Origin of the sequence: Kitasatospora sp. NPDC002551, from assembly GCF_040296005.1 — a bacterium.
Classification (GTDB): Bacteria; Actinomycetota; Actinomycetes; order Streptomycetales; family Streptomycetaceae; genus Kitasatospora.
Genome location: NZ_JBEOWI010000061.1, coordinates 20,037 through 42,514, shown reverse-complemented (window position 1 = coordinate 42,514; position 22,478 = coordinate 20,037). Strand labels below are relative to the sequence as shown.

Genomic DNA, 22,478 nt, shown 5'->3' with positions numbered 1-22,478 from the left:
CCGGTCACGTGACCGGGCCGGCCGCCCGCCGGGGGCCTCAGGAGTAGACCGGACCGGTGAACTTCTCGCCCGGGCCGGCACCCGGGGCGTCCGGGACGATCGAGGCCTCGCGGAAGGCCAGCTGCAGCGAGCGCAGGCCGTCGCGCAGCGGCGCGGCGTGGAAGTTGCTGATCTCCGGGGCGCCGGCGGTGACCAGTCCGGCCAGCGCGGTGATGAGCTTGCGGGCCTCGTCGAGGTCCTTGTCCTTCTCGCCGCCCTCGGCGAGGCCGCACTTCACGGCGGCAGCGCTCATCAGGTGCACCGCGACGGTGGTGATCACCTCGACCGCCGGGACCTCGGCGATGTCCCGGGTGAGGTCGTCGAAGCCGATGGCCTCGTCGTCCGCGGCGGGGTTCTGGATGGGCTCGCTGCTCAAGGGGGGCTCGTTCCGTCGTGCCGGTGTCCGTACAGAGGGAGCGTACAAGCCGGGGCGCGCGGGGGCGGAATAGCGTTCGACCCCCCGGCGCTGTATGCTTCGAGACTGACCGGCCAGACGTCTTCGCGGATGTCCGGCCAGCAAGTGGAGGCTCCACCCAGGAGGCCCGAGAGGGCAACCGCGAAAGTCTCCCACCTGATCGGCCTCGCGGTCGACGGGTCCGGTCCGCGACGGGCGCCCAGTGCGCCGACGGTCGCCGCAGCACCCCTCACCGGGTGCCGCCCCCGGTTGTGTGGAGCCCCGCTTGTACCGAGCGGGGCTTTTTTCGTGTCGCGGTGTGAACGGCCGAAGGGAGCCGGGTACAGCGCAGCACGAATGAAGCCCCGCCCAGTGGTCGAGTCCACTACGTGCGACCGCCGTCCGACGGCCGCATCGCAGAAGGTGCAACCGAGGAGGCCCCATCAGCACCGAGCCCCGCATCAACGACCGGATTCGCGTCCCCGAGGTGCGACTCGTCGGTCCCAGCGGCGAGCAGGTCGGCATCGTGCCGCTTGCCAAGGCGCTGGAGCTCGCGCAGGAGTACGACCTCGACCTGGTCGAGGTCGCGGCGACCGCCCGGCCGCCGGTGTGCAAGCTCATGGACTACGGCAAGTTCAAGTACGAGTCGGCCATGAAGGCCCGTGAGGCGCGCAAGAACCAGGCGCACACGGTCATCAAGGAGATGAAGCTCCGGCCGAAGATCGACCCGCACGACTATGACACCAAGAAGGGTCACGTCGTCCGGTTCCTCAAGCAGGGCGACAAGGTCAAGATCACGATCATGTTCCGCGGTCGTGAGCAGTCCCGCCCCGAGCTGGGCTTCCGTCTGCTCCAGCGGCTCGCCGACGACGTCCAGGACCTGGGCTTCGTCGAGTCCTCGCCGAAGCAGGACGGCCGTAACATGATCATGGTTCTCGGCCCGCACAAGAAGAAGACCGAGGCGATGGCCGAGGCCCGCGCCGCCGCTGACGCCCGCAAGGCCGAGCGCCAGGGCCGCACCGTCGGCCCCGACGCCGCCGTCGAGGCCGACGCCGATGCCGAGCCCGCCGAGCTCGCCGAGGTCCAGGACGCCGCCGACGAGACGGAGGCCCCCGAGGCCGACGCTCCGGTCGAGCAGCCGGCCGAGGCCTCCCAGGGCGCCTGACCTTCCCAGGTCAGCAGAGCCCGGGAGACCGGCCACCAGGGTGACGGGGCGCCCCGCCCGGTCACCGCAGATCCATTCCTTCACGCCCGCGCGGCGCACACCGCGCGGGCGTGGACGGACCGACGAGGAGATACGGCGAAATGCCGAAGCAGAAGACGCACAGTGGCGCCAGCAAGCGCTTCAAGATCAGTGGCTCTGGCAAGGTGCTGCGCGAGCGCGCCGGCCGCCGCCACCTCCTGGAGCACAAGCCCTCCACGCTGACCCGCAAGCTGGCCGGGACGATCGAGCTGGCCCCCGCCGACGCCAAGAAGATCAAGAAGCTTCTCGGCAAGTGATCGCCCTCCCGCCCGGCGCGAGCCGCGTGCGGGGCAGCTGATCCTTCCCGACCCATTCGAATGACGGACCACGTGAAGTAGTCCGTGGTCCAACCCAAGGAGTAATCAAGTGGCACGCGTCAAGCGGGCAGTGAACGCCCACAAGAAGCGCCGGGTCATCCTGGAGCGCGCCAGCGGCTACCGCGGCCAGCGCTCGCGCCTGTACCGCAAGGCCAAGGAGCAGGTCACCCACTCGCTGGTCTACAACTTCAACGACCGCAAGAAGCGCAAGGGCGACTTCCGTCAGCTGTGGATCCAGCGCATCAACGCTGCGGCCCGTGCCAACGGCATCACCTACAACCGCTTCGTGCAGGGCCTGAAGGCCGCCAGCGTCGAGATCGACCGCAAGATGCTGGCCGACCTGGCCGTCAACGACCCGGGTGCCTTCGCCGCCCTGGTCGAGGTGGCCCAGAAGGCGCTGCCGGCCGACGTGAACGCCCCGAAGGCCGCCGCCGACGCCGCCTGATCCTCCTGGATCAGTCGAGTTGAGCTGACCGGACCCGCAGGCTCGATCCTGCGGGTCCGGTTTTGCGTTACCCCGGTCCTCCCGGTCAGCCAGGACAGAGACGAGATCATGCCGAGCACCGACACCCCCCTGCTCACCTCCCTGCGCTCGCCCCGCGTGGTCGCCGCCCGGCGGCTCGCCAAGCGGAGCCAGCGCGGCAAGGAGCGCCGCTTCCTCGCCGAGGGCCCGCAGGCCGTGCGCGAGGCCGTCGCGTTCGGGCGGCTGCCGGGCTCGGGCGAGCACGCCGTCGTCGAGGTGTACGCCACCCCCGAGGCCGCCGAGCGGCACGCCGCCATCGTCGAGGCCGCCCTCGCCGAGGGGCTGCCGGTGCTCACCGCCACCGACGAGGTGGTCGCCGGGATCTGCGACACGGTGACCCCGCAGGGCATCGTCGCGCTCTGCCGCTTCATCGACACGCCGTTCGCCGACGTGCTCGCCGCCCGCCCCCGGCTGGTCGCCGTGCTCGCCCACGTGCGCGACCCCGGCAACGCGGGCACCGTGCTGCGCACCGCCGACGCGGCCGGCGCGGACGCCGTGGTGCTCACCGACGCCTCCGTGGACCTCTACAACCCGAAGGCCGTGCGGGCCTCGGTCGGCAGCCTCTTCCACCTCCCGGTCGCCGTCGGCGTGCCGGTCGAGGAGGCGATCGGCAGGCTGCGCGAGGCCGGGGTGCGGGTGCTGGCCGCCGACGGCGCGGGGGAGCGCGACCTCGACCAGGAGCTCGACGAGGGCACCCTGGGCGCGCCGGGCGCATGGGTGTTCGGCAACGAGGCGTGGGGGCTCCCGGAGGAGACCCGCGCACTGACCGACGAGGTCGTGCGCGTGCCGATCCACGGCCACGCCGAGAGCCTCAACCTGGCCACCGCCGCCGCCGTCTGCCTCTACGCCTCGGCCCGCGCCCAGCGCTCTCCCGGCGGGTGCCGCGCCACGCGCTGACCCGCGCCGGCAACTCGCCGGGGGCCCGATGACGCGGGCCCTACTACAGGGGGCTGCGAGGCGCTAGGGTCTGCCTCGGTGGGGGGAAAGACACGGTGGGTAATCGGGGAGGACACCCATGGTCGGCAGCGGGCCAGAGCTCGACCCGGACGACCTGCCGGACGGCCTGGTGGTCGCCGACGCCCTGGGCCGGGTGGTCCGCTTCAACCGGGCCGCCGCCCGGCTGACCGGCGTCGCCGCGCAGGCGGCGCTCGGCAGCGCGCTGGAGGACGTCCTGCCGCTGGAGGACCTCGACGGCCGCCGCTGGTGGCAGCTGACCGACCCGTACGGCGGCCTGGCGGTGCGCACCGGCCAGCCGGAGCGCAACCTGCTGCTGCCCGGCGGGCGCGAGGTGCTCGTCTCCGCCCGCTACGTCCGCAGCCGGCCCGGGGAACCGCTGGAGCGGCTGGTGATCGCCCTGCGCGGCACCGAGGCCCGCCGGCGCACCGAGCGCAGCCACGCCGAGCTGATCGCCACCGTCGCGCACGAGCTGCGCTCGCCGCTCACCAGCGTCAAGGGGTTCACCGCGACCCTGCTCGCCAAGTGGGAGCGGTTCACCGACGGGCAGAAGCGGCTGATGCTGGAGACCGTGGACGCCGACGCCGACCGGGTCACCCGGCTGATCGCCGAGCTGCTGGACATCTCCCGGATCGACGCCGGCCGGCTGGAGCTGCGCAAGCAGGTCGTCGACCTGGCCGCCGCGGTGCGCCGGCACGTCGAGCGCAAGGTCGCCACCGGCATCCCCGAGGAGCGCTTCGACGTCCGGGTCAGCGAGCCGCTCACCGTGCTGTGGGCCGACCCCGACAAGGTGGACCAGGTGCTCGCCAACCTGCTGGAAAATGCCGTGCGGCACGGTGACGGGACTGTCACCATCGAGGTGGCACCGGCCAAGGAGGTCGTCGAGGCCCCCGTCTGGGAGCGCCCCGGCACCCCGCCCCGCATCGTGGAAGGCACAGCGGTCACCGTGAGCGACGAAGGCAGCGGCATCCCCGAGGAGGCGGTGCCGCGCGTCTTCACCCGCTTCTGGCGCGGCTCCAAGCGCGGCGGCACCGGGCTCGGCCTCTACATCGTCAAGGGCATCGTGGAGGCCCACGGCGGCTCGATCCGCGTCGACCGCGCGCCCGGCGGCGGCGCCCGGTTCCGATTTATCCTGCCCGCCGGGGTGCCCGACTTCATGCTCTGAAGGAGCACGAACGACGAACACAGCATGCTGTGAGCGCGTGGTGGTCGGTCCCCCGGGCGGGCTTGACGGCAGTCGCGCCAAGCGCTGCGACTACACTCGACCTTTGGCGTTGTGGAACGCCCGGCGCGGCCGAGCCGCGGACACCCCGCCTCCCTCGTTCGGAGAACGGCTGCCCGTGCCCCGGCCACGCCGGGCGTGACGCGAAGGCACGAGCCCCTTACCTGAGCACGGACGAGCAGGAGCACGGGAAAGATAGAGATGTCGGCACCCAACAAGTCGTACGACCCGGTCGAGGTCGAGGCCCTCAAGCCCGAGGTGGTGGAGGCGGCCCGGGACGAGGCCGTCGCCGCGTTCGCCGCCGCCACCAGCCTCGACGAGCTGAAGCAGGCCAAGGTCGCCCACACCGGCGACCGCTCCGCCCTGTCCCTGGCCAACCGCGAGATCGGCGCCCTCCCCCCGCACGCCAAGGCCGCCGCCGGCAAGCTGATCGGCCAGGCCCGGGGCGCCGTCAACCAGGCGCTCGCCAAGCGGCAGGCCGAACTGGAGGCCGAGCGCGACGCCCGTGTGCTGGTCGAGGAGGCGGTGGACGTCACCCTTCCCTACGACCGCACCCCGCGCGGCGCCCGCCACCCGCTGACCACGCTGGCCGAGCGCATCGAGGACACCTTCGTCGCGATGGGCTACCAGGTGGCCGAGGGCCCCGAGGTCGAGGCCGAGTGGCTCAACTTCGACGCCCTCAACCTGGGCCCGGACCACCCGGCCCGCTCGATGCAGGACACCTTCTTCGTCCAGGCCCCGGACGGCTCCGCCGACTCCGGCGTGGTGCTGCGCACCCAGACCTCCCCGGTCCAGGCCCGCACCCTGCTCGACCGCGAGCCCCCGGTCTACGTCGTCTGCCCCGGCCGGGTCTACCGCACCGACGAGCTGGACGCCACCCACACCCCGGTCTTCCGCCAGGTCGAGGGCCTGGCCGTGGACGAGGGCATCACCTTCGCCGACCTCAAGGGCACCATCGAGCAGCTGGTCTCGACGCTCATCGGCGACGGCCTGGAGCTGCGCTGGCGGCCCTCGTACTTCCCGTTCACCGAGCCGAGCGCCGAGATCGACCTGCAGTGCTTCGTGTGCCGCGGCGCGTCGGTCGGCAACCCGGACCGCCCCTGCCGCACCTGCGGCTCCGAGGGCTGGATCGAGCTCGGCGGCTGCGGCGTCGTCAACCCGCGGGTGCTGGTCGCCTGCGGCGTGGACCCGAGCCGCTACAGCGGGTTCGCCTTCGGCCTGGGCCTTGAGCGGATCCTGATGAACCGTCACAACGTCGCCGACATGCGCGACATGGTCGAGGGTGACGTGCGCTTCACCCTCCCGTTCGGGATGGAGATCTGATGCGCGTCCCGCTTTCCTGGCTGCGCGAGTACGTCGACCTGCCGGCCGGCGAGACCGGCCGCGACGTGGCCGAGAGGCTGGTCCGCGCCGGCCTGGAGGTCGAGACCGTCGAGCAGCTCGGCGGCGACCTCAAGGGGCCGCTGGTGGTCGGCGAGGTGCTCTCCATCGAGGAGCTGACCGGCTTCAAGAAGCCGATCCGGCACTGCTTCGTCAACGTCGGCGACGCCAACGGCACCGGCGAGCCGCAGGAGATCGTCTGCGGCGCCAGCAACTTCGCCGTCGGCGACAAGGTCGTCGTGGTGCTCCCCGGCGCGGTGCTGCCCGGCCCGTTCCCGATCTCCGCCCGCAAGACCTACGGCCAGACCTCGGCCGGCATGATCTGCTCGGCCCGCGAGCTCGGCATGGGCGACGACCACAACGGCATCATCGTGCTCCCGCCCGAGTACGAGCCCGGCACCGACGCCATCGAGCTGCTCCAGCTCGTCGACGAGGTGCTGGACATCGCCGTCACCCCGGACCGCGGCTACTGCCTGTCCATGCGCGGCGTCGCCCGTGAGGCCGCCGCCGCGTACGGGCTGCCGCTGGCCGACCCGGCGCTGCTCGACGTGCCGCCGGCCAACTCCTTCGGCTACCTGGTCAAGGTCAACGACCCGGCCGGCTGCGACCGCTTCGTGGCCCGCACGGTCGTCGGCCTCGACCCGGCCGCCAAGTCCCCGATCTGGCTCCAGCGCCGGCTGCAGAAGGCGGGCATCCGCCCGATCTCGCTCGCCGTCGACATCACCAACTACGTGATGCTCGAGGTCGGCCAGCCGCTGCACGCCTACGACAAGCAGCGCGTCGACGGCCCCATCGTGGTCCGCCGGGCGGAGGACGGCGAGAGCCTCACCACCCTGGACGGTGTCAAGCGCACGCTGTCCGCCGAGGACCTGCTGATCTGCGACAACAGCGGCCCGATCGGCCTGGCCGGCGTCATGGGCGGCGCCTCCACCGAGATCCTCGACCCGGCCGCCGGCCCGGGCACCACCGAGGTGATCATCGAGGCGGCGCACTTCGACGCGGTCGCCATCGCCCGCGGCGCCAAGCGCCACAAGCTGCCCTCCGAGGCGTCCAAGCGCTTCGAGCGCGGCGTCGACCCGGAGGCCGCCCGCGCCGCCGCGCAGCGCGCCGTCGACCTGCTGGTGCTGATCGCCGGCGGCACCGCCGAGGCCGGTGTCACCGACATCGCCGCCCCGCACCCGGTGCGCACCATCACCATCGCCGCCGACCTGCCGGACCGGGTCGCCGGCACCGCGTACGGCCGCGAGACCGTCACCCGGCGCCTGCAGGAGATCGGCTGCTCGGTCGCCGGCGCCGACGTCCTGGAGGTCACCCCGCCGACCTGGCGCCCCGACCTCACCGACCCGTACGACCTCGCCGAGGAGGTCATCCGGCTGGAGGGCTACGACAACGTCCCCGCCCGGATGCCCACCGTCCCGCCGGGCAAGGGCCTGACCGAGGCCCAGCGGATGCACCGCCGGGTCGGCGTCGCGCTGGCCGGCGCCGGCTACGTCGAGGTCAACAACTACCCGTTCGTCGGCGAGGCCTCCTTCGAGTCGCTCGGCCTGGAGCCGGCGGACCGCCGCCGGCGGACCGTCACCCTGGTCAACCCGCTGAACGACGAGGAGCCGGGGCTGCGCACCACGCTGCTGCCGGGCCTGCTCGGGGCGCTGCGCCGCAACGTCGGCCGCGGCAACACCGATCTGGCGATCTTCGAGACGGGCACGGTGTTCCTGCCGAAGGACGAGCTGTCGGTCGCCCCGCGTCCGGCCGTCGACCGCCGGCCCAGCGACGAGGAGCTGGCCGCGCTGGACGCCGCGCTGCCGCACCAGCCGCGCCGGGTCGCCGTCGCGCTGGCCGGCGAGCGGCTGCCGTCCGGCTGGTGGGGCAAGGGCGCTCCGGCGACCTGGGCCGACGCCATCGAGGCCGCCCGCACGGTGGCCCGCGCCGCCGGCGTCGAGCTGACCGCCCGCCAGGGCCGGCTGATGCCGTGGCACCCGGGCCGCTGCGCCGAGCTGGTGGTGGCCGGCACCGACCGCGTGGTCGGCCACGCCGGTGAGCTGCACCCGCGCGTCGTCAAGGCGATGGGCCTGCCCGAGCGCACCGGCGCGATGGAGCTCGACCTGGACCTGCTGGCCGCCGACGGCGCCGCGCGGGTCGAGGGTCCGGCGGTCTCCGGCTTCCCGGTGGCCACCCAGGACGTCGCGCTGATCGTCGACGCCGACGTGCCGGCCGCCGACGTGGAGGCCGCGCTCCGCGCCGGGGCCGGCGAACTGCTGGAGGCGATCCGGCTGTTCGACGTCTTCACCGGCGAGCAGGTCGGCGCGGGCAGGAAGTCGCTGGCGTACGCGCTGCGGTTCCGCGCCGCGGACCGGACGCTGACCGCCGACGAGGCGAGCGCCGCCCGCGAGGCGGCCGTCGCCGAGGCCGTCGCCCGCACCGGCGCGGTGCTGCGCGGCGCCTGACGCCCCGTCAAGTGCGCCCTGCCCGGGGCGTTCTGCCGAAGTGGCCCCGACCGGTACGCCGGTCGGGGCCCTTTCGCGTGCCTTTGCGGGCAATCCCCTTGCGCCGTGCCCGGCGTGAACGCTTCAATCAAGTTAGGAAACTTTCCTAACTCTCACGGGTCCGGCCACCCCCATGCCCGGATCAGGGAAACGGAGCGTCAGATGCGTACCCAGCACCGCACCGTCCGCCTCGCCCTCGCCGCCCTGCTGGTCGCCGCCCCGGCCACCGTCGCGGCCGCCGGCACCGTCCACGCCGCGCCCGCCGCCGGCACCGTCCGGCTCGCCGCCGTGGGCCTGGACGACCCGCACAAGAAGGACATCGCCATGCAGCTGGTGTCCAGCGCCGAGAACTCCTCCCTCGACTGGAAGGCCCAGTACAAGTACATCGAGGACATCAACGACGGCCGCGGCTACACCGCCGGCATCATCGGCTTCTGTTCCGGCACCGGTGACATGCTCGAACTCGTCGAGCACTACACCGACCTGAAGCCGGGCAACATCCTCGCCAAGTACCTCCCGGCGCTGCGCAAGGTCAACGGCACCGACTCGCACTCCGGGCTCGGCTCCGCCTTCGAGCGGGACTGGGTCACCGCCGCCAAGGACACCGTCTTCCAGCAGGCCCAGAACGAGGAGCGCGACCGGGTCTACTTCAACCCCTCGGTCAGCCGGGCCAAGTCCGACGGCCTGCGCGCGCTCGGCCAGTTCATCTACTACGACGCCATCGTCATGCACGGCCCCGGCACCAGCTCCGACAGCTTCGGCGGGATCCGCGCGGCCGCCATGAAGAAGGCCAGGACCCCCGCGCAGGGCGGCGACGAGGCCACCTACCTCAAGGCCTTCCTGGAGGCCCGCAAGGTCGTCATGAAGCAGGAGGAGGCCCACGCCGACACCAGCCGGGTCGACACCGAGCAGCTGGTCTTCCTCAACGCCGGGAACTTCGACCTCAACCCGCCGCTGAAGTGGAAGGTCTACGGCGACAGCTACACCATCAACAGCTGACCGCCGGCGGCCGGCCGCCGCGGCGCGGTGGCGGGAGGAGCCGGCCCCCGGCCGGACCTCCCGCCCACCGGCGTCAGGCGGTCGCGGTGTAGTCGTAGAAGCCGCGGCCGGACTTGCGGCCCAGCAGGCCCGCGTCGACCATCCGGGACAGCAGCGGGGGAGCGGCGTACAGCGGCTCCTTGTACTCGTCGTACATCGACTCGGCGATCGACACGATGGTGTCCAGGCCGATCAGGTCGCACAGCCGCAGCGGGCCCATCGGGTGGGCGCAGCCGGCCTCCATGCCCTTGTCGATGTCGGAGGCGGTCGCCACCCCCGACTCGAACATCCGCACCGCCGACAGCAGGTACGGCACCAGCAGCGCGTTCACCACGAAGCCGGCCCGGTCGCGGGCGCGGATCGGCGACTTCTGCAGCACCTCGGTGGCGAACGCCTCCACCCGGTCGGTGGTGGCGGCCGAGGTGGTCAGCGTCGGGATCACCTCGACCAGCTTCTGCACCGGCGCCGGGTTGAAGAAGTGCAGGCCGATCACCTGCTCCGGGCGGGTGGTGGCGGCGGCCAGCTTCACGATCGGGATCGAGGAGGTGTTCGAGGCCAGGATCGCGTCCCGCCGCTCCACCACCCGGTCCAGCGTCTCGAAGATCTGCACCTTGACGTCCGCGCGCTCGGCGACCGCCTCGACCACCAGGTCACGGTCCGCGAAGTCCGCCAGGTCGACGGTGAACGCCAGGCGGGACAGCGCCTCGTCGCGCTGCTCCTGCGTCAGCTTGCCGCGCTTCACGGCGGTGTCCAGGGAGTTGGTCAGCCGGGCGCGCCCGAACTCCAGCGCCTCCCCGCTCGCCTCGGCGACCAGGACCTCCAGCCCCGCCCGGGCGAACACCTCCGCGATGCCCGACCCCATCAGTCCGCAGCCGATCACTCCGATGCGCGCGATGTCACTCACTCAGTTGCCCTTCGGTGGTGCTGGGGGTCGCCCAGCGTGGTGGCCCAGCAGCTGCTGTTCGGCGGTTCGGGGCACCGGTATGTGCGGACCGGTGCACCGCCCCGACGACGTTACTACTCCCTACCGGCCAGTAGGTCATCCCCTCCCCGGCCGACCCGCCGCCCCGCGCCTTCCCCCGAACGGGTGGGCCCGCCCGCGTCGCCCGTGCGCTGGCGCCCCGCCCGCGCCCGCCGGGCGACAGAATGCGGGCCCGGACCGAGGGTGGTCCTGGACGGACGGAGGGAGCACGCCATGCCGACGGGATCGCTCGCGGGACAGGTCGCCCTGGTCACCGGCGCCGGCCGCGGCATCGGCCGGGAGACCGCCATCGGCCTCGCCGCCGAGGGCATGGCCGTCGGCCTCGTCGGGCGCACCCACGAGACCCTCACCGACACCCTCAAGGAGTGCGCGCGGCACGGCTCGCGCGGCGTCGCCGTCACCGCCGACGTCACCCGCCCCGGCTCGGTCCGCGAGGCCGTGCGCGTCGTCGAACGCGACCTGGGCCCCGTCGACCTGCTGGTCAACAACGCCGGCCAGATCGACCGCGCCGAGGTCCCGCTCTGGGAGACCGACGTCAACCAGTGGTGGCAGGTCGTCGAGGTCAACCTGCGCGGCCCCTACAACCTGCTGCGCTGCGTCCTGCCCGGCATGGTCCGCCGCCGGCGCGGGCGCGTCGTCAACCTCAACTCCGGCTTCGCGCTGCGCCCCGACGGCCAGTACACCGCGTACGCCACCTCCAAGGGCGCGCTGCTCAAGCTCTCCGACAACCTCGCCGACCCGCTCGCCGAGCACCACGTGGTGATCCTGGACATCAGCCCCGGCGCGGTCGAGACCGACATGACCGCCGGCATGCCGATGTTCCGCGACACCACGAGCTGGGGCTCCATCCCGTACATGGTCGCCGTCGTCGTGGACGCCGCCCGCGGGCGCTTCGACGCGCTGCACGGGCGCTTCCTGCACGCCGGACGCGACAACCTGGAGGAACTCGTCCGCCGCGCCGAGGAGATCCGCGTGGCGGACGCCCGCACCCTGCGGCTGCGCCCCTACGGGCCCGACGACCCGATGGCCTGACGCGCGGCGGTCCGGGGCGCGGCGGTCCGGGGCACGACGGCCCGGGTCGCCGCGGTCCGGTTCACAGCGCGCGCAGCTCCGCCAGCTCCCGCTCGGTGAGCGAGCCCGGCGCCCGGCCGGTGCGGGCGAACTCCCCGGCCAGCCGCTGCAGGGCCTCGTTGAGCGGCGCCGCCACCCTCGTGCAGCCGGGCACCGATCGTGCCGCCCACCGCACCCGCCCCGATGATGACGTACCGCATCCCGGAAGCATCGCACGCTCCGAACGGCGGCCGACCGGGGGTCAGGCGAAGAGGCGGCTCGCGGTGACCGGGGTCAGCCCGGCCCTGCCGAGGCCGTCGAGGATGCCCGGCAGCGCGTCGACCGTGCAGCGGTGGCCCAGGTGCAGGGCGACCACCGAGCCGCCGCGCACCGAGCCCAGCACCCGGCGCTGCAGTTCGGCGGCGCCCGGGTCGGCGTAGTCGCGCGGGTCCACGTCGAAGGAGAGCACGTGCTCGTACCCGACCGCCTTCGCCTGCTCCCGCACCATCGGCGTCGCGTACTGGGCCGCCGACGGGCGGAACCAGCGGCCGATCGAGCCGGTGAGCCGCTGCAGCCGCTCCGCGCACTGGGCGATCTCGGCGCGTGCCCGGTCCGGTGGCATGGTCGAGATGTTCTGGTGGTTCTGGGTGTGGTTGCCCAGCTCGTGGCCGCCGTCCAGGATCCGGCGGGCCATCTGCGGCTGCTGGTCGAGCCAGCTGCCGACGGCCATCACGGTGAGCCCGACGCCGCGCCGCTCGGCGATCTCCAGCAGGGCGGCGGCGAGCGCCGGATCGCCGCTGCCGTGGAAGGTCAGGGCGACGCCGCGGCCGGTGCGCGGCCCGTACGCGACCTCGACCGGGGTGCCGGGCGCCAGCGGCGGCAGCACCGGCGGGGCGGGCGGGGCGGTGGCGGTCGCGGCCGGTGCGGGGGAGGCGGCGGCCGTCGTCCCGGCGGGCTCCGGCGAGGCGGGCCCCTCGCCGCCGGCCCAGGCCGGATCCACGGTGCCCGACGGGTCCACCGCCTCCGGACGCGCGGCGAACACCCCCGGGTCGGCCCGGCGGCGACCGGGGTCGCCGCAGGCGGTGAGCAGGCCGCCGGCGGCGAGCGCGGCCAGTTTGACGGTGGTGCGCAGGACGGTGCGCCGGTCGGCAGTCATCGGCAGCCAGCATAGGGACGGCGACACCCCGGCGGCGACCGCTCGCCTCGGCCGGGACCGGCCACCCCGCACACGGTGTTGACGTGCACACACACCATGGTTCGGATGCTGCGGAAACCTGAACTGCCGCTGTTTCGATGGCGTTTCGTCGGTTACGATCACGGCGCACCGTGCGGTGGGGGCCGCCACCGGCCGCCTGCCGGGAGCGGGGCGGAAGCGACAGGAACCGTCCGGCGGGGGCACCCCGGACGGACGCGAACACCAGGGGGCGGCAGATGACCGAGGACAGGACGGCGGCGCGCGGCGTCACCGGCACCGACTGGGAGTGGGCGCGCGCCGGGGACTGGCAGCCGCCGACCGAACTGGACACCGGGGTCCCGCACACGGCCCGGATGTACGACTACTACCTCGGCGGCAAGGACAACTTCGAGGCCGACCGCAAGGCCGCCGAGGCCGCCATCGCCGCCTACCCGGCGCTGCGGCTGCTGGCCCGCACCAACCGCGAGTTCCTCGGCCGCGCCGTCGAGTTCGCGGCCGGCCGGGGCATCCGGCAGTTCGTCGACATCGGCACCGGCATCCCCGCCGTCGGCTCCACCAGCGAGGTCGCCCGCCGGGTGGCCCCGGACGCCCGGGTCGTCTACGTCGACAACGACCCGATCGTGGCCACCCACGCGCGCGCCCTGCTCGCCGGCCACCCGGCCGGCCACACCTCGGTGATCGAGGCCGACCTGCGCGAGCCCGAGGCGATCCTCGCCCACCCCGCCCTGCGCGGCGCCGTCGACCTCGGCGAACCGGTCGCCCTGATGCTGGTCGCCGTCCTGCACTTCATCCGCGACGAGGACGGCGCCGAGCGGATCGTCCGCACCCTGCGCGAGGCGCTCGCCCCCGGCAGCGCGCTGATCCTCTCGCACGGCAGCCCCGACTTCGCCTCCCGGGAGAGCGCCGCCGAGGGCACCCGGGTGTACCGCAGCGCGAGCGCCCCGCTGGTGCTGCGCCCGCGCGCGGCCGTCGAGCCCTTCTTCGGCGACTTCGAGTTCGCCGGCCCCGGCCTCGTCCAGCTCCCGCTCTGGCGCCCGGACGCCGGTCACGTGCGCACCACCGACCTGCCCGAGGGCTGGCAGGACGTCTCGGCGTACGCGGGCGTCGCCTTCAAGCGGGCGTGACCGACGGGATCGCGCCGCTGCCCGCGACCGCCGCGGCCCTGCTCGCCGAGGTCGGCGCCCCGCCCCGGCTGGTCGCCCACCTCGGGCTGGTCCACGAGGTCGCCGCCGCCGTCCTGGACGGCTGCGCCGGGTACGGCGTGCCGGTGGACCGGGAGGCCGTGCTGTTCGGCGCCGCCACCCACGACATCGGCAAGGTCGTCCACCGCGAGGAGCTCTCCGTCCCCGGCTCGCTGCACGAGCGGGCCGGGTACGGGCTGCTGCTCGCCCGCGGCGTCCCCGAGCGCCTGGCCCGCTTCGCCCGTACCCACGGCAGCTGGACGGACCCCGGCACCACGCTGGAGGACCTGCTGGTCGGCCTGGCCGACAAGGCCTGGAAGGACAGCCGGGTCCGCGACCTGGAGGACCGGGTGGTGGCCCGCCTCGCGCAGGCGGCCGGGCGCGAGCCCTGGGAGGTGTTCCTCGGCCTCGACGACCTGCTCGCCGGGATCGGCGCGGACGCCCCGCGGCGCCTCGCCGTCCAGGCCGCGCACCCGGTGGCCTGACGTCCCGGGCCACCGGCGGACGGGCGGCCCGGGAAAAACCGGGCGACGCGCCCGCTGGTCCGGTGTTAGCTTGCCGGGCATGCGAGCCCTGAACGAGACCGAGATCCGCGCGTCCTTCGTCAACTGCTCCAAGGGCGAGGCCCGGCGGCTCAGCCTGCCCCGCGGGCTGGCCGAACTCCCCTGGGAGCACCTCGACTTCCTGGGCTGGCGGGACCAGGGCGCGCCCGACCGCGCCTACCTGGTCGCCGAGCACCGCGGCGCGCTGGTCGGCGTCACCCTGCGGGTGCCGTCGTTCCGGCGGAGCCTGACCAAGACCAACGTCTGCTCGCTGTGCGTCACCGCCCACGCGGGCTCCGGCGTCGCGCTGCTCACGGCCCGCCGGGCGGGCGCGGCGGGCCGCGAGGGCAACACCGTCGGCACCTACCTCTGCGCCGACCTCGCCTGCTCGCTCTACGTGCGCGGGCGCAAGAACTCCGCCTCGGTCACCCGGCCCAACGAGTCGCTCCCGGTGGAGGAGCAGATCGCCCGCACGGTGGCGAACCTGGACGCCTTCCTCACCGAGGTCCGCACCGACACCCTCGCCGGCTGAGCCGGGGCCGCGCGCGGCCCCGGCGGCGCGCGGCCCCGGCCCCGCCGGCAGTCCGGCCGGCGCCGTGGTGGAGACCGCCGTGCGCGACGCCCTGCCGGTGCTTCCTGCCGCGGACCCGTCTCAGTGCCGCCGCAGCTGGTCCATCTCCCGGCGGTCGCGCTTGGTCGGCCGCCCGGCGCCCCGGTCGCGCACGCCCGGCGCGGCGACGAACTCGCGCGCCGGACGCGGCGGGCTGTTGTCCACCAGGCACTCCGCCGCGACCCCCGCGCCGACCCGCTTGCGGATCAGCTTCGTCACCACGACGACCCGCTCCCACCCCTCCAGGCGCACCCGGACCTCGTCGCCCGGCTTCAGCGCCTGCGCCGGCTTGGCCCGATCACCGTTGACCCGCACGTGCCCGGCCTTGCACGCCGCCGCCGCGGCCGACCGCGTCTTGGCCAGCCGCACCGACCAGATCCAGCTGTCCACCCGGACGCTTCCCTCGTCTTCGACCATCCTCCGAGCTTAGGTCCTCCCGTGCCCGGCGCCGGATTCAGCGCCGGCCGGGCGCCTCCTGGACGGCCCAGCCGTTGCCGTCCGGATCGCTGAAGAAGACGAAGGAGTTCCACAGCTCGCCCCGCCCGTCCACCCGGTCCCCGTCCTCGAAGTGCTGCACCGGACTCACCTCCACGCCCCGCGCCACCAGCTCCGCGTGCGCCCGGTCGATGTCCGGCACCACCAGCTGCAGCCCCTTCAGCGAGCCCGCCGGCGCGTCCGTCAGCCCGGTGCCCACCACGATCGAGCAACTGGAGCCGGGCGGCGTCAGCTGCACCACCCGCACCCCGTCCCGGATCCGGGTGTCGTGGTCGACGGCGAAGCCGACCCGCTCCTCGTAGAAGACCTTCGCCCGGTCGACGTCCGTCACCGGGACCACCACCACTTCGAGCTTCCAGTCCATGGCCGTGCCCCTTCCGTCGGGCCCTCCCAGTATCGGCCGCCGCCCCGGTCCCCGCGCGGGCGCCGGTCGGGCGCCGGTCCCCGCGCGGCAGCCGGTCGGCTAGCCTGGGCGGCGATGAACCACCTCGCCACCGCCGCCGTGACCCCCTTCCCGACCCCGTGGGGCCCCCTCGGCCTCACCCGCTACCCGGAGGACCCGCGCGAGCGGCTGCGCGCCTGGGACGCCGCCGACGAGTACCTGCTGCGGCACCTGGCCGGCGAGGCCGACTCCGCCGAGGGCCGGGCCACCGCCCTGGCCGGCCGCGCCGTCACCGTCCTCGGCGACCGCTGGGGCGCGCTCACCACCGCCCTCGCCACCGCCCCCGCCGAGCGGGCCCCGGCGCGGATCACCCAGATCAGCGACTCGCACCTCGCCCAGCGCGCCACCGCGGCCAACCTCGCCCGGGCCGGCGCCGCCCCCGGGGCCGCCCGGCTGCTCACCACCCGCGACACCCCGCCCGCGTCCACCGACGTCCTGCTGGTGCGCGTCCCCAAGAGCCTCGCCCTGCTGGAGGACCAGCTGCACCGGCTCGCCCCGTCCCTGCGCCCGGACACCGTGGTCCTCGGCACCGGCATGACCACCGAGATCCACACCTCCACGCTCGACCTCTTCGAGCGGATCCTCGGCCCCACCCGCACCTCGCTCGCCGTCCGCAAGGCCCGGCTGATCCTGTGCACCCCCGGCCGGGCCGCCGACCCCGGTCCCAACCCCTGGCCGCACCGCTACGCCCTGCCCGGCGACATCGGCCCCGCCTCGGGCCGCACCGTGGTCAACCACGCCGGCACCTTCTGCGCCGACCGCCTCGACATCGGCACCCGCTTCCTGCTCGCCCACCTGCCCACCGCCGCCCCCGGCGCCAGGATCGTCGACCTCGGCTGCGGCAACGGCGTGGTCGGCACCGCCGCCGCCCTGGCCGCCCCCGGCGCCGAACTGCTCTTCGTCGACGAGTCCCACCAGGCGGTCGCCTCCGCCGAGGAGACCTTCCGCGCCAACCTCGGCCCCGACGCCCCCGCCGAGTTCCTCACCGCCGACGCGCTGAGCGACGCGCCCGTCCCGGCCGGCTCGGTGGACCTCGTCCTCACCAACCCGCCCTTCCACTCCCACCAGGCCACCACCGACGCCACCGCCTGGCGGATGTTCACCGGCGCCCGCCGCGCGCTGCGCCCGGGCGGCGAGCTGTGGGTGGTCGGCAACCGCCACCTCGGCTACCACGTCAAGCTGCGCCGCCTGTTCGGCAACTGCCGCACGGTCGCGGGCAACCCCAAGTTCGTGGTGCTCAGGGCCGTCAAGCGCTGACCGCGTGCCCGCGCCGCCCGGGACGCCGGGCCGGGCGGCGGTCCTTCGCACCCTCCCTTGCATGAATGTTCCGTACTGCGTATATTCATGCCACGACGAAGGAGGAACGCCATGGCATTGCGAGTCGCCGTCGCCGGCGCGAGCGGATACGCGGGCGGTGAGGTGCTGCGCCTGCTGCTCGGCCACCCGGAGGTGGAGATCGGGGCGCTGACCGGCGGCTCGAACGCGGGCACCCGGCTGGGCCTGCTCCAGCCGCACCTGCTGCCGCTGGCCGACCGGGTCCTGGAACCGACCACCCCCGAGGTACTGGCCGACCACGACGTGGTGTTCCTGGCGCTGCCGCACGGCCAGTCCGCCGCCGTCGCCGAGGCGCTCGGCGCGAACGTGCTGGTCGTCGACTGCGGCGCCGACTTCCGGCTCAAGGCCGCCGCCGACTGGGAGCAGTTCTACGGCTCCGCGCACGCCGGCACCTGGCCCTACGGCCTGCCCGAGCTGCCCGGCCACCGCGCCGCGCTCAAGGGCAGCAACCGGATCGCCGTCCCCGGCTGCTACCCGACGGCCGTCTCGCTCGCGCTGTTCCCCGCCTACGCGGCCGGCCTGGCCGAGCCCGAGGCCGTGGTCGTCGCCGCCTCCGGCACCTCCGGCGCGGGCAAGGCCGCCAAGACCCACCTGCTCGGCAGCGAGGTGATGGGCAGCGTCAGCGCCTACGGCGTCGGCGGCGTCCACCGGCACACCCCGGAGATGTCCCAGAACCTCACCCCGCTCGCCGGTGAGCCGGTCACCGTCTCCTTCACCCCCACCCTCGTCCCGATGCCGCGCGGCATCCTCGCCACCTGCTCCGCGAAGGCGAAGCCCGGGGTGGGCGCCGAGGAGCTGCGCGCCGCCTACGCGCGGGCGTACGGCGACGAGCCGTTCGTCCACCTGCTGCCCGAGGGGCAGTGGCCGCAGACCAGCAGTGTCTACGGCTCCAACGCCGCCCTGGTGCAGGTCGCCCTGGACGCGGCCGCCGGGCGGATCGTGGCGATCAGCGCGATCGACAACCTGGTCAAGGGCACCGCCGGCGGCGCGGTGCAGAGCATGAACATCGCCCTCGGCCTGCCCGAGGAGCTGGGCCTTCCCGTGAACGGAGTCGCACCGTGACCGACCACCAGAACGTCGGCGTCACCGCCGCCCAGGGCTTCCGGGCCGCCGGCGTGACCGCCGGGATCAAGGCCTCCGGCACCCCCGACCTCGCGCTCGTCGTCAACGACGGGCCCCTGCTGGCCGCCGCCGGCGTCTTCACCGCCAACCGGGTCAAGGCCGCCCCCGTGCTCTGGTCCGAGCAGGTCCTCAAGGGCGGTACGGTCTCCGCCGTCGTCCTCAACTCCGGCGGCGCCAACGCCTGCACCGGCCCGCTCGGCTTCCAGGACACCCACGCCACCGCCGAGAAGGTCGCCGGGGAGCTGGGGCTGAACGCCGGCGAGGTCGCCGTCGCCTCCACCGGCCTGATCGGCGTGCGGCTGCCGATGGACATCCTGCTGCCCGGCGTCACCACGGCCGCCGCCGCGCTCAGCGCCACCGGCGGCGAGCGGGCCGCGATCGCCATCAAGACCACCGACACCGTCCACAAGACCGCGCAGGTCACCAGCCCGGCCGGCTGGACGGTCGGCGGCATGGCCAAGGGCGCCGGCATGCTCGCCCCGAGCCTGGCCACCATGCTGGTCGTGCTCACCACCGACGCCGAGGCCGACGCCGCCGCCCTGGACGCGGCGCTGCGCGGCGCCACCCGCACCACCTTCGACCGGATCGACTCCGACGGGTGCATGTCCACCAACGACACCGTGCTGCTGCTCGCCTCCGGCGCGTCCGGCACCGTCCCGGACCCGGCCGAGTTCGACGAGGCGGTGCGCACCGTCTGCGCCGACCTCGCCCGTCAGCTGATCGCCGACGCCGAGGGCGCCAGCAAGGACATCCGGATCGACGTCACCGGCGCCGCCACCGAGCAGGAGGCCGTCGAGGTCGCCCGGGTGATCAGCCGCAACAACCTCCTGAAGTGCGCCATCCACGGCGAGGACCCGAACTGGGGCCGGGTGCTGGCCGCGATCGGCACCACCGACGCCGCCTTCGACCCGGACCGCCTGGACGTCGCGATCAACGGTGTCTGGGTCTGCCGCGACGGCAGCGTGGGGGAGGACCGCGACCTCGTCGACATGACCGGCCGCGAGGTGGTCATCACCGCGAACCTCAACGCCGGCGGGGCCGGGGCCAGCCTGTGGACCAACGACCTCACCGCCGACTACGTGCACGAGAACAGCGCCTACTCCACCTGACAGCCGCCACCAGAGCCGGGGAAGCAGAACAGTGCAGATCGCACCCAAGGGCGAACAGGCCCGCAACAACACCGCGTTGCCCAAGGCCATGACGCTCATCGAGGCCCTGCCGTGGCTGGAGCGCTTCCACGGCAAGACCGTGGTGATCAAGTTCGGCGGCAACGCCATGGTCGACGAGGAGCTCAAGGCCGCCTTCGCCAAGGACGTCGTCTTCCTGCGCTTCGCCGGCCTGCACCCCGTCGTGGTGCACGGCGGCGGCCCGCAGATCAGCGCCCAGCTCGACAGGCTCGGCCTGGAGTCCTCGTTCACCAACGGCCTGCGGGTCACCACCCCGGAGACCATGGACGTGGTCCGGATGGTGCTCGCCGGCCAGGTGCAGCGCGAGCTCGTCGGTCTGCTCAACCAGCACGGCCCGTTCGCGATCGGCATGACCGGCGAGGACGCCCACACCATGACCGCCGTCAAGCGGTACGCCGTGGTGGACGGCGAGCAGGTGGACATCGGCCTGGTCGGCGACATCGTCAACATCGAGGCCGGCGCGGTGAAGGCGCTGATCTCCGACGGCCGCATCCCGGTGATCTCCTCGATCGCCCGCGGCACCGACGGCCACGTCTACAACATCAACGCCGACACCGCCGCCTCCGCCCTCGCGGTCGCGCTCGGCGCCGAGATGCTCGTCGTCCTCACCGACGTCGAGGGCCTCTACAAGGACTGGCCGAACTCCGACGACGTGATCAGCCAGCTCAACGCCTCCGAGCTGGAGGAACTGCTGCCGGACCTGGCCAGCGGCATGCTCCCGAAGATGGAGGGCTGCCTGCGCGCCGTGCGCTCGGGCGTCGGCACCGCCCGCGTCCTGGACGGCCGGGTGCCGCACAGCCTGCTGCTGGAGATCTTCACCGACGAGGGCATCGGCACGATGGTCGTGCCGGACGACGAACCGACCGTGACCGGGGGACTCGCATGACTTCCAACGCCCAGCTCACCGAGCGGTGGCAGCACTCCTTCACCGACAACTACGGCACCCCGCGGATCCCGCTGGTCCGCGGCGAGGGCAGCACGCTCTGGGACGCCGACGGCAAGGCGTACACCGACCTGCTCGGCGGCATCGCCGTCAACGCCCTCGGCACCGCCCACCCGGCGGTCGTCGAGGCCGTGAGCCGCCAGATCGCCACCCTCGGCCACGTCTCCAACCTCTTCATCGCCGAACCCACCGTCACCCTCGCCGAGCGGCTGCTGCGCCTGGACGGCCGCCCGGGCCGGGTGTTCTTCTGCAACTCCGGCGCCGAGGCCAACGAGGCCGCCTTCAAGATCAGCCGCCGGACCGGCCGCACCCACCTGGTCGCCCTGGAGGGCGGCTTCCACGGCCGCACCATGGGCGCCCTCGCGCTCACCGGCCAGCCCGCCAAGCAGGAGCCGTTCCGCCCGCTGCCCGGCGACGTCACGCACGTCCCCTTCGGTGACGTCGAGGCGCTGCGCGCGGCCGTCACCACCGAGACCGCCGCCGTCTTCCTGGAGCCGATCCAGGGCGAGAACGGCGCGATCCCGCTGCCCGACGGCTACCTGGCCGCCGCCCGGGAGATCACCCGCGCCACCGGCACCCTGCTCGTCCTGGACGAGATCCAGACCGGGGTCGGCCGCACCGGCCACTGGTTCGCCCACCAGGCCTTCGAGGGCATCGAGCCGGACGTGGTCACGCTCGCCAAGGCGCTCGGCGGCGGCCTGCCGATGGGCGCGGTGCTGGCCTTCGGCCGGGCGGCCGAGCTGCTCACCCCGGGCCAGCACGGCACCACCTTCGGCGGCAACCCGGTGGCCGCGGCGGCCGGCCTCGCGGTGCTCGACACCATCGACTCCGAGGGCCTGCTGGAGCACGCCCGCAAGATCGGCGAGCGGCTGCGGCACGGCGTCGAGGCGCTCGGCGACCCGCTGGTCTCGCACGTGCGCGGGGCCGGGATGCTGCTGGGCATCGTGCTGACCGAGCCGGTGTCGGCGAAGGTGCAGGCGGGCCTGCAGGAGGCCGGCTTCCTGGTGAACGCCGCCGTGCCGGACGCGGTGCGGCTCGCTCCGCCGCTGGTGCTCACCGAGCAGGAGGCCGACGCGTTCCTCGCGGCGCTGCCGGCCGTCCTGCGGGCCGTCCGCGAGGACGCCCCGGACGATGCGAACCGAGCGTAGTCCGGGAGAATAACCACATGACCGTACCCAACTCCGGGCAGCCCGCCGCCGGCCCGACGCCGCAGGTCCCGCAGACCCGCACCGCGCGCCACCGGCGGATCGTGGACCTGCTCACCCGCCAGCCCGTGCGCTCGCAGAGCCAGCTCGCCAAGCTGCTCGCCGACGACGGACTCGTGGTCACCCAGGCCACCCTCTCCCGGGACCTGGACGAGCTGGGTGCGGTGAAGATCCGCAACCGGGACGGCGCGCTCATCTACGCCGTCCCGGCCGAGGGCGGCGACCGCACCCCGCGCGCGCCGATGGGGGAGTCCGCCACCGAGGGCCGGATGGCCCGGCTGGCCGGCGAGCTCATGGTCTCCGCCACCGCCTCGGGCAACCTGGTCGTGCTGCGCACGCCGCCCGGCGCGGCGCAGTTCCTGGCCTCGGCGATCGACCAGGCGGAGGTGTTCGAGATCATCGGCACCATCGCCGGCGACGACACCGTCCTGCTGATCAGCCGCGACCCGTTCGGCGGCCAGGCGCTCGCCGACCACCTGATGCAGCTCGCCCAGGCGAAGGCGCAGTAGCCCGGGGCGCGGCATCCCCGGGTACGGCAACCCCGGGGCGCGGCAGCCCCGTTCCCTCCCCTGTGGGCCCGGTTCCGACCGGGCCCA

At 74.0% G+C, this 22,478-nt stretch carries 24 protein-coding genes; 18 read left to right on the top strand and 6 right to left on the bottom strand.

The annotated features are described in order from the left end of the window. Positions 1-37: 37 nt before the first annotated feature. A complete protein-coding gene (locus ABT093_RS34300; RefSeq protein ID WP_350571016.1) occupies positions 38-415 on the bottom strand; it encodes a DUF1844 domain-containing protein in 378 nt (125 codons plus the stop codon). A 460-nt stretch (positions 416-875) separates the two neighbouring features. Here ABT093_RS34300 and infC point away from each other — a divergent pair, with 460 nt between their 5' ends. The 8 genes from infC to ABT093_RS34260 all read left to right on the top strand — a co-directional run bounded on the left by infC (position 876) and on the right by ABT093_RS34260 (position 9,554). Next, entirely contained in the window at positions 876-1,598 is a 723-nt protein-coding gene (gene infC, locus ABT093_RS34295; protein WP_350571018.1) for a translation initiation factor IF-3, read from the top strand. A 140-nt stretch (positions 1,599-1,738) separates the two neighbouring features. Continuing rightward, a complete protein-coding gene (rpmI, locus tag ABT093_RS34290) occupies positions 1,739-1,933 on the top strand; it encodes a 50S ribosomal protein L35 (RefSeq protein WP_045701618.1) in 195 nt (64 codons plus the stop codon). Between the two features lie 109 nt (positions 1,934-2,042). Further along, on the top strand, positions 2,043-2,438 hold the full coding sequence (gene rplT / locus ABT093_RS34285) for a 50S ribosomal protein L20 (RefSeq protein ID WP_030395970.1): 396 nt from the start codon (positions 2,043-2,045) through the stop codon (positions 2,436-2,438). A gap of 108 nt (positions 2,439-2,546) precedes the next feature. Next, the gene (locus ABT093_RS34280) at positions 2,547-3,413 is read left to right on the top strand and encodes a TrmH family RNA methyltransferase (RefSeq protein WP_350571014.1); all 867 of its coding nucleotides are present in this window, start codon (positions 2,547-2,549) and stop codon (positions 3,411-3,413) included. 118 nt (positions 3,414-3,531) lie between these two features. Further along, positions 3,532-4,635 carry a sensor histidine kinase gene (locus ABT093_RS34275; RefSeq protein WP_350571012.1) on the top strand — a complete coding sequence of 368 codons (1,104 nt, stop codon included), beginning with the start codon at positions 3,532-3,534 and terminating at the stop codon, positions 4,633-4,635. A 258-nt stretch (positions 4,636-4,893) separates the two neighbouring features. Next, a complete protein-coding gene (pheS, locus tag ABT093_RS34270; RefSeq protein ID WP_350571011.1) occupies positions 4,894-6,015 on the top strand; it encodes a phenylalanine--tRNA ligase subunit alpha in 1,122 nt (373 codons plus the stop codon). Then, positions 6,015-8,516, top strand: a complete 2,502-nt coding sequence (pheT, locus tag ABT093_RS34265; RefSeq protein ID WP_350571010.1) for a phenylalanine--tRNA ligase subunit beta — start codon at positions 6,015-6,017, stop codon at positions 8,514-8,516. The genes pheS and pheT overlap by 1 nt, the downstream gene beginning before the upstream one ends. Before the next feature lie 201 nt (positions 8,517-8,717). Continuing rightward, entirely contained in the window at positions 8,718-9,554 is an 837-nt protein-coding gene (locus ABT093_RS34260; RefSeq protein ID WP_350571008.1) for a chitosanase, read from the top strand. Positions 9,555-9,627: 73 nt separating this feature from the next. On the opposite strand, the gene ABT093_RS34255 is transcribed toward ABT093_RS34260, so the two are convergent. Next, positions 9,628-10,497, bottom strand: a complete 870-nt coding sequence (locus tag ABT093_RS34255) for a 3-hydroxybutyryl-CoA dehydrogenase (protein ID WP_350571006.1) — start codon at positions 10,495-10,497, stop codon at positions 9,628-9,630. 291 nt (positions 10,498-10,788) lie between these two features. Between ABT093_RS34255 and ABT093_RS34250 the strand changes: the two genes are divergently transcribed. Beyond that, positions 10,789-11,607: an SDR family NAD(P)-dependent oxidoreductase gene (locus ABT093_RS34250; protein WP_350571005.1), complete on the top strand. Its 819-nt coding sequence runs from the start codon at positions 10,789-10,791 to the stop codon at positions 11,605-11,607. 61 nt (positions 11,608-11,668) lie between these two features. On the opposite strand, the gene ABT093_RS34245 is transcribed toward ABT093_RS34250, so the two are convergent. Both ABT093_RS34245 and ABT093_RS34240 read right to left on the bottom strand, forming a co-directional pair. Beyond that, positions 11,669-11,800, bottom strand: a complete 132-nt coding sequence (locus ABT093_RS34245; RefSeq protein WP_350571004.1) for a hypothetical protein — start codon at positions 11,798-11,800, stop codon at positions 11,669-11,671. Positions 11,801-11,887: 87 nt separating this feature from the next. Continuing rightward, a complete protein-coding gene (locus ABT093_RS34240; protein WP_350571002.1) occupies positions 11,888-12,781 on the bottom strand; it encodes a polysaccharide deacetylase family protein in 894 nt (297 codons plus the stop codon). A gap of 275 nt (positions 12,782-13,056) precedes the next feature. Here ABT093_RS34240 and ABT093_RS34235 point away from each other — a divergent pair, with 275 nt between their 5' ends. From ABT093_RS34235 to ABT093_RS34225, 3 genes are all read left to right on the top strand, one after another. Then, complete coding sequence (locus ABT093_RS34235; RefSeq protein ID WP_350571001.1) at positions 13,057-13,944, top strand: SAM-dependent methyltransferase; 888 nt, start codon at positions 13,057-13,059, stop codon at positions 13,942-13,944. Further along, on the top strand, positions 13,941-14,486 hold the full coding sequence (locus tag ABT093_RS34230; protein ID WP_350570999.1) for an HD domain-containing protein: 546 nt from the start codon (positions 13,941-13,943) through the stop codon (positions 14,484-14,486). Before ABT093_RS34235 ends, ABT093_RS34230 begins: the two co-directional genes overlap by 4 nt. A 79-nt stretch (positions 14,487-14,565) precedes the next feature. Then, entirely contained in the window at positions 14,566-15,075 is a 510-nt protein-coding gene (locus ABT093_RS34225; RefSeq protein WP_350570998.1) for an FBP domain-containing protein, read from the top strand. Positions 15,076-15,195: 120 nt separating this feature from the next. Here the strand turns inward: ABT093_RS34225 and ABT093_RS34220 are convergent, their stop codons facing one another. Both ABT093_RS34220 and ABT093_RS34215 read right to left on the bottom strand, forming a co-directional pair. Further along, on the bottom strand, positions 15,196-15,570 hold the full coding sequence (locus ABT093_RS34220) for an RNA-binding S4 domain-containing protein (RefSeq protein ID WP_350570996.1): 375 nt from the start codon (positions 15,568-15,570) through the stop codon (positions 15,196-15,198). A gap of 37 nt (positions 15,571-15,607) precedes the next feature. Further along, positions 15,608-16,012, bottom strand: coding sequence for a VOC family protein (locus ABT093_RS34215; protein WP_350570995.1), 405 nt, complete (start codon positions 16,010-16,012; stop codon positions 15,608-15,610). Between the two features lie 114 nt (positions 16,013-16,126). On the opposite strand from ABT093_RS34215, the gene ABT093_RS34210 reads away from it, so the two are divergent. The 6 genes from ABT093_RS34210 (at position 16,127) to ABT093_RS34185 (ending at position 22,391) form a co-directional block, all read left to right on the top strand. Next, positions 16,127-17,347: a methyltransferase gene (locus ABT093_RS34210; RefSeq protein ID WP_350570994.1), complete on the top strand. Its 1,221-nt coding sequence runs from the start codon at positions 16,127-16,129 to the stop codon at positions 17,345-17,347. Positions 17,348-17,458: 111 nt separating this feature from the next. Then, complete coding sequence (gene argC / locus ABT093_RS34205) at positions 17,459-18,487, top strand: N-acetyl-gamma-glutamyl-phosphate reductase (RefSeq protein WP_350570993.1); 1,029 nt, start codon at positions 17,459-17,461, stop codon at positions 18,485-18,487. Continuing rightward, positions 18,484-19,656, top strand: a complete 1,173-nt coding sequence (argJ, locus tag ABT093_RS34200) for a bifunctional glutamate N-acetyltransferase/amino-acid acetyltransferase ArgJ (RefSeq protein ID WP_350570992.1) — start codon at positions 18,484-18,486, stop codon at positions 19,654-19,656. The genes argC and argJ overlap by 4 nt, the downstream gene beginning before the upstream one ends. A gap of 88 nt (positions 19,657-19,744) precedes the next feature. Then, positions 19,745-20,620: an acetylglutamate kinase gene (argB, locus tag ABT093_RS34195; RefSeq protein WP_350571017.1), complete on the top strand. Its 876-nt coding sequence runs from the start codon at positions 19,745-19,747 to the stop codon at positions 20,618-20,620. Further along, positions 20,617-21,825, top strand: a complete 1,209-nt coding sequence (locus tag ABT093_RS34190) for an acetylornithine transaminase (RefSeq protein ID WP_350570990.1) — start codon at positions 20,617-20,619, stop codon at positions 21,823-21,825. Before argB ends, ABT093_RS34190 begins: the two co-directional genes overlap by 4 nt. 17 nt (positions 21,826-21,842) lie before the next feature. Next, the gene (locus ABT093_RS34185; RefSeq protein WP_350570988.1) at positions 21,843-22,391 is read left to right on the top strand and encodes an arginine repressor; all 549 of its coding nucleotides are present in this window, start codon (positions 21,843-21,845) and stop codon (positions 22,389-22,391) included. The last annotated feature ends 87 nt before the right edge of the window (positions 22,392-22,478 follow it).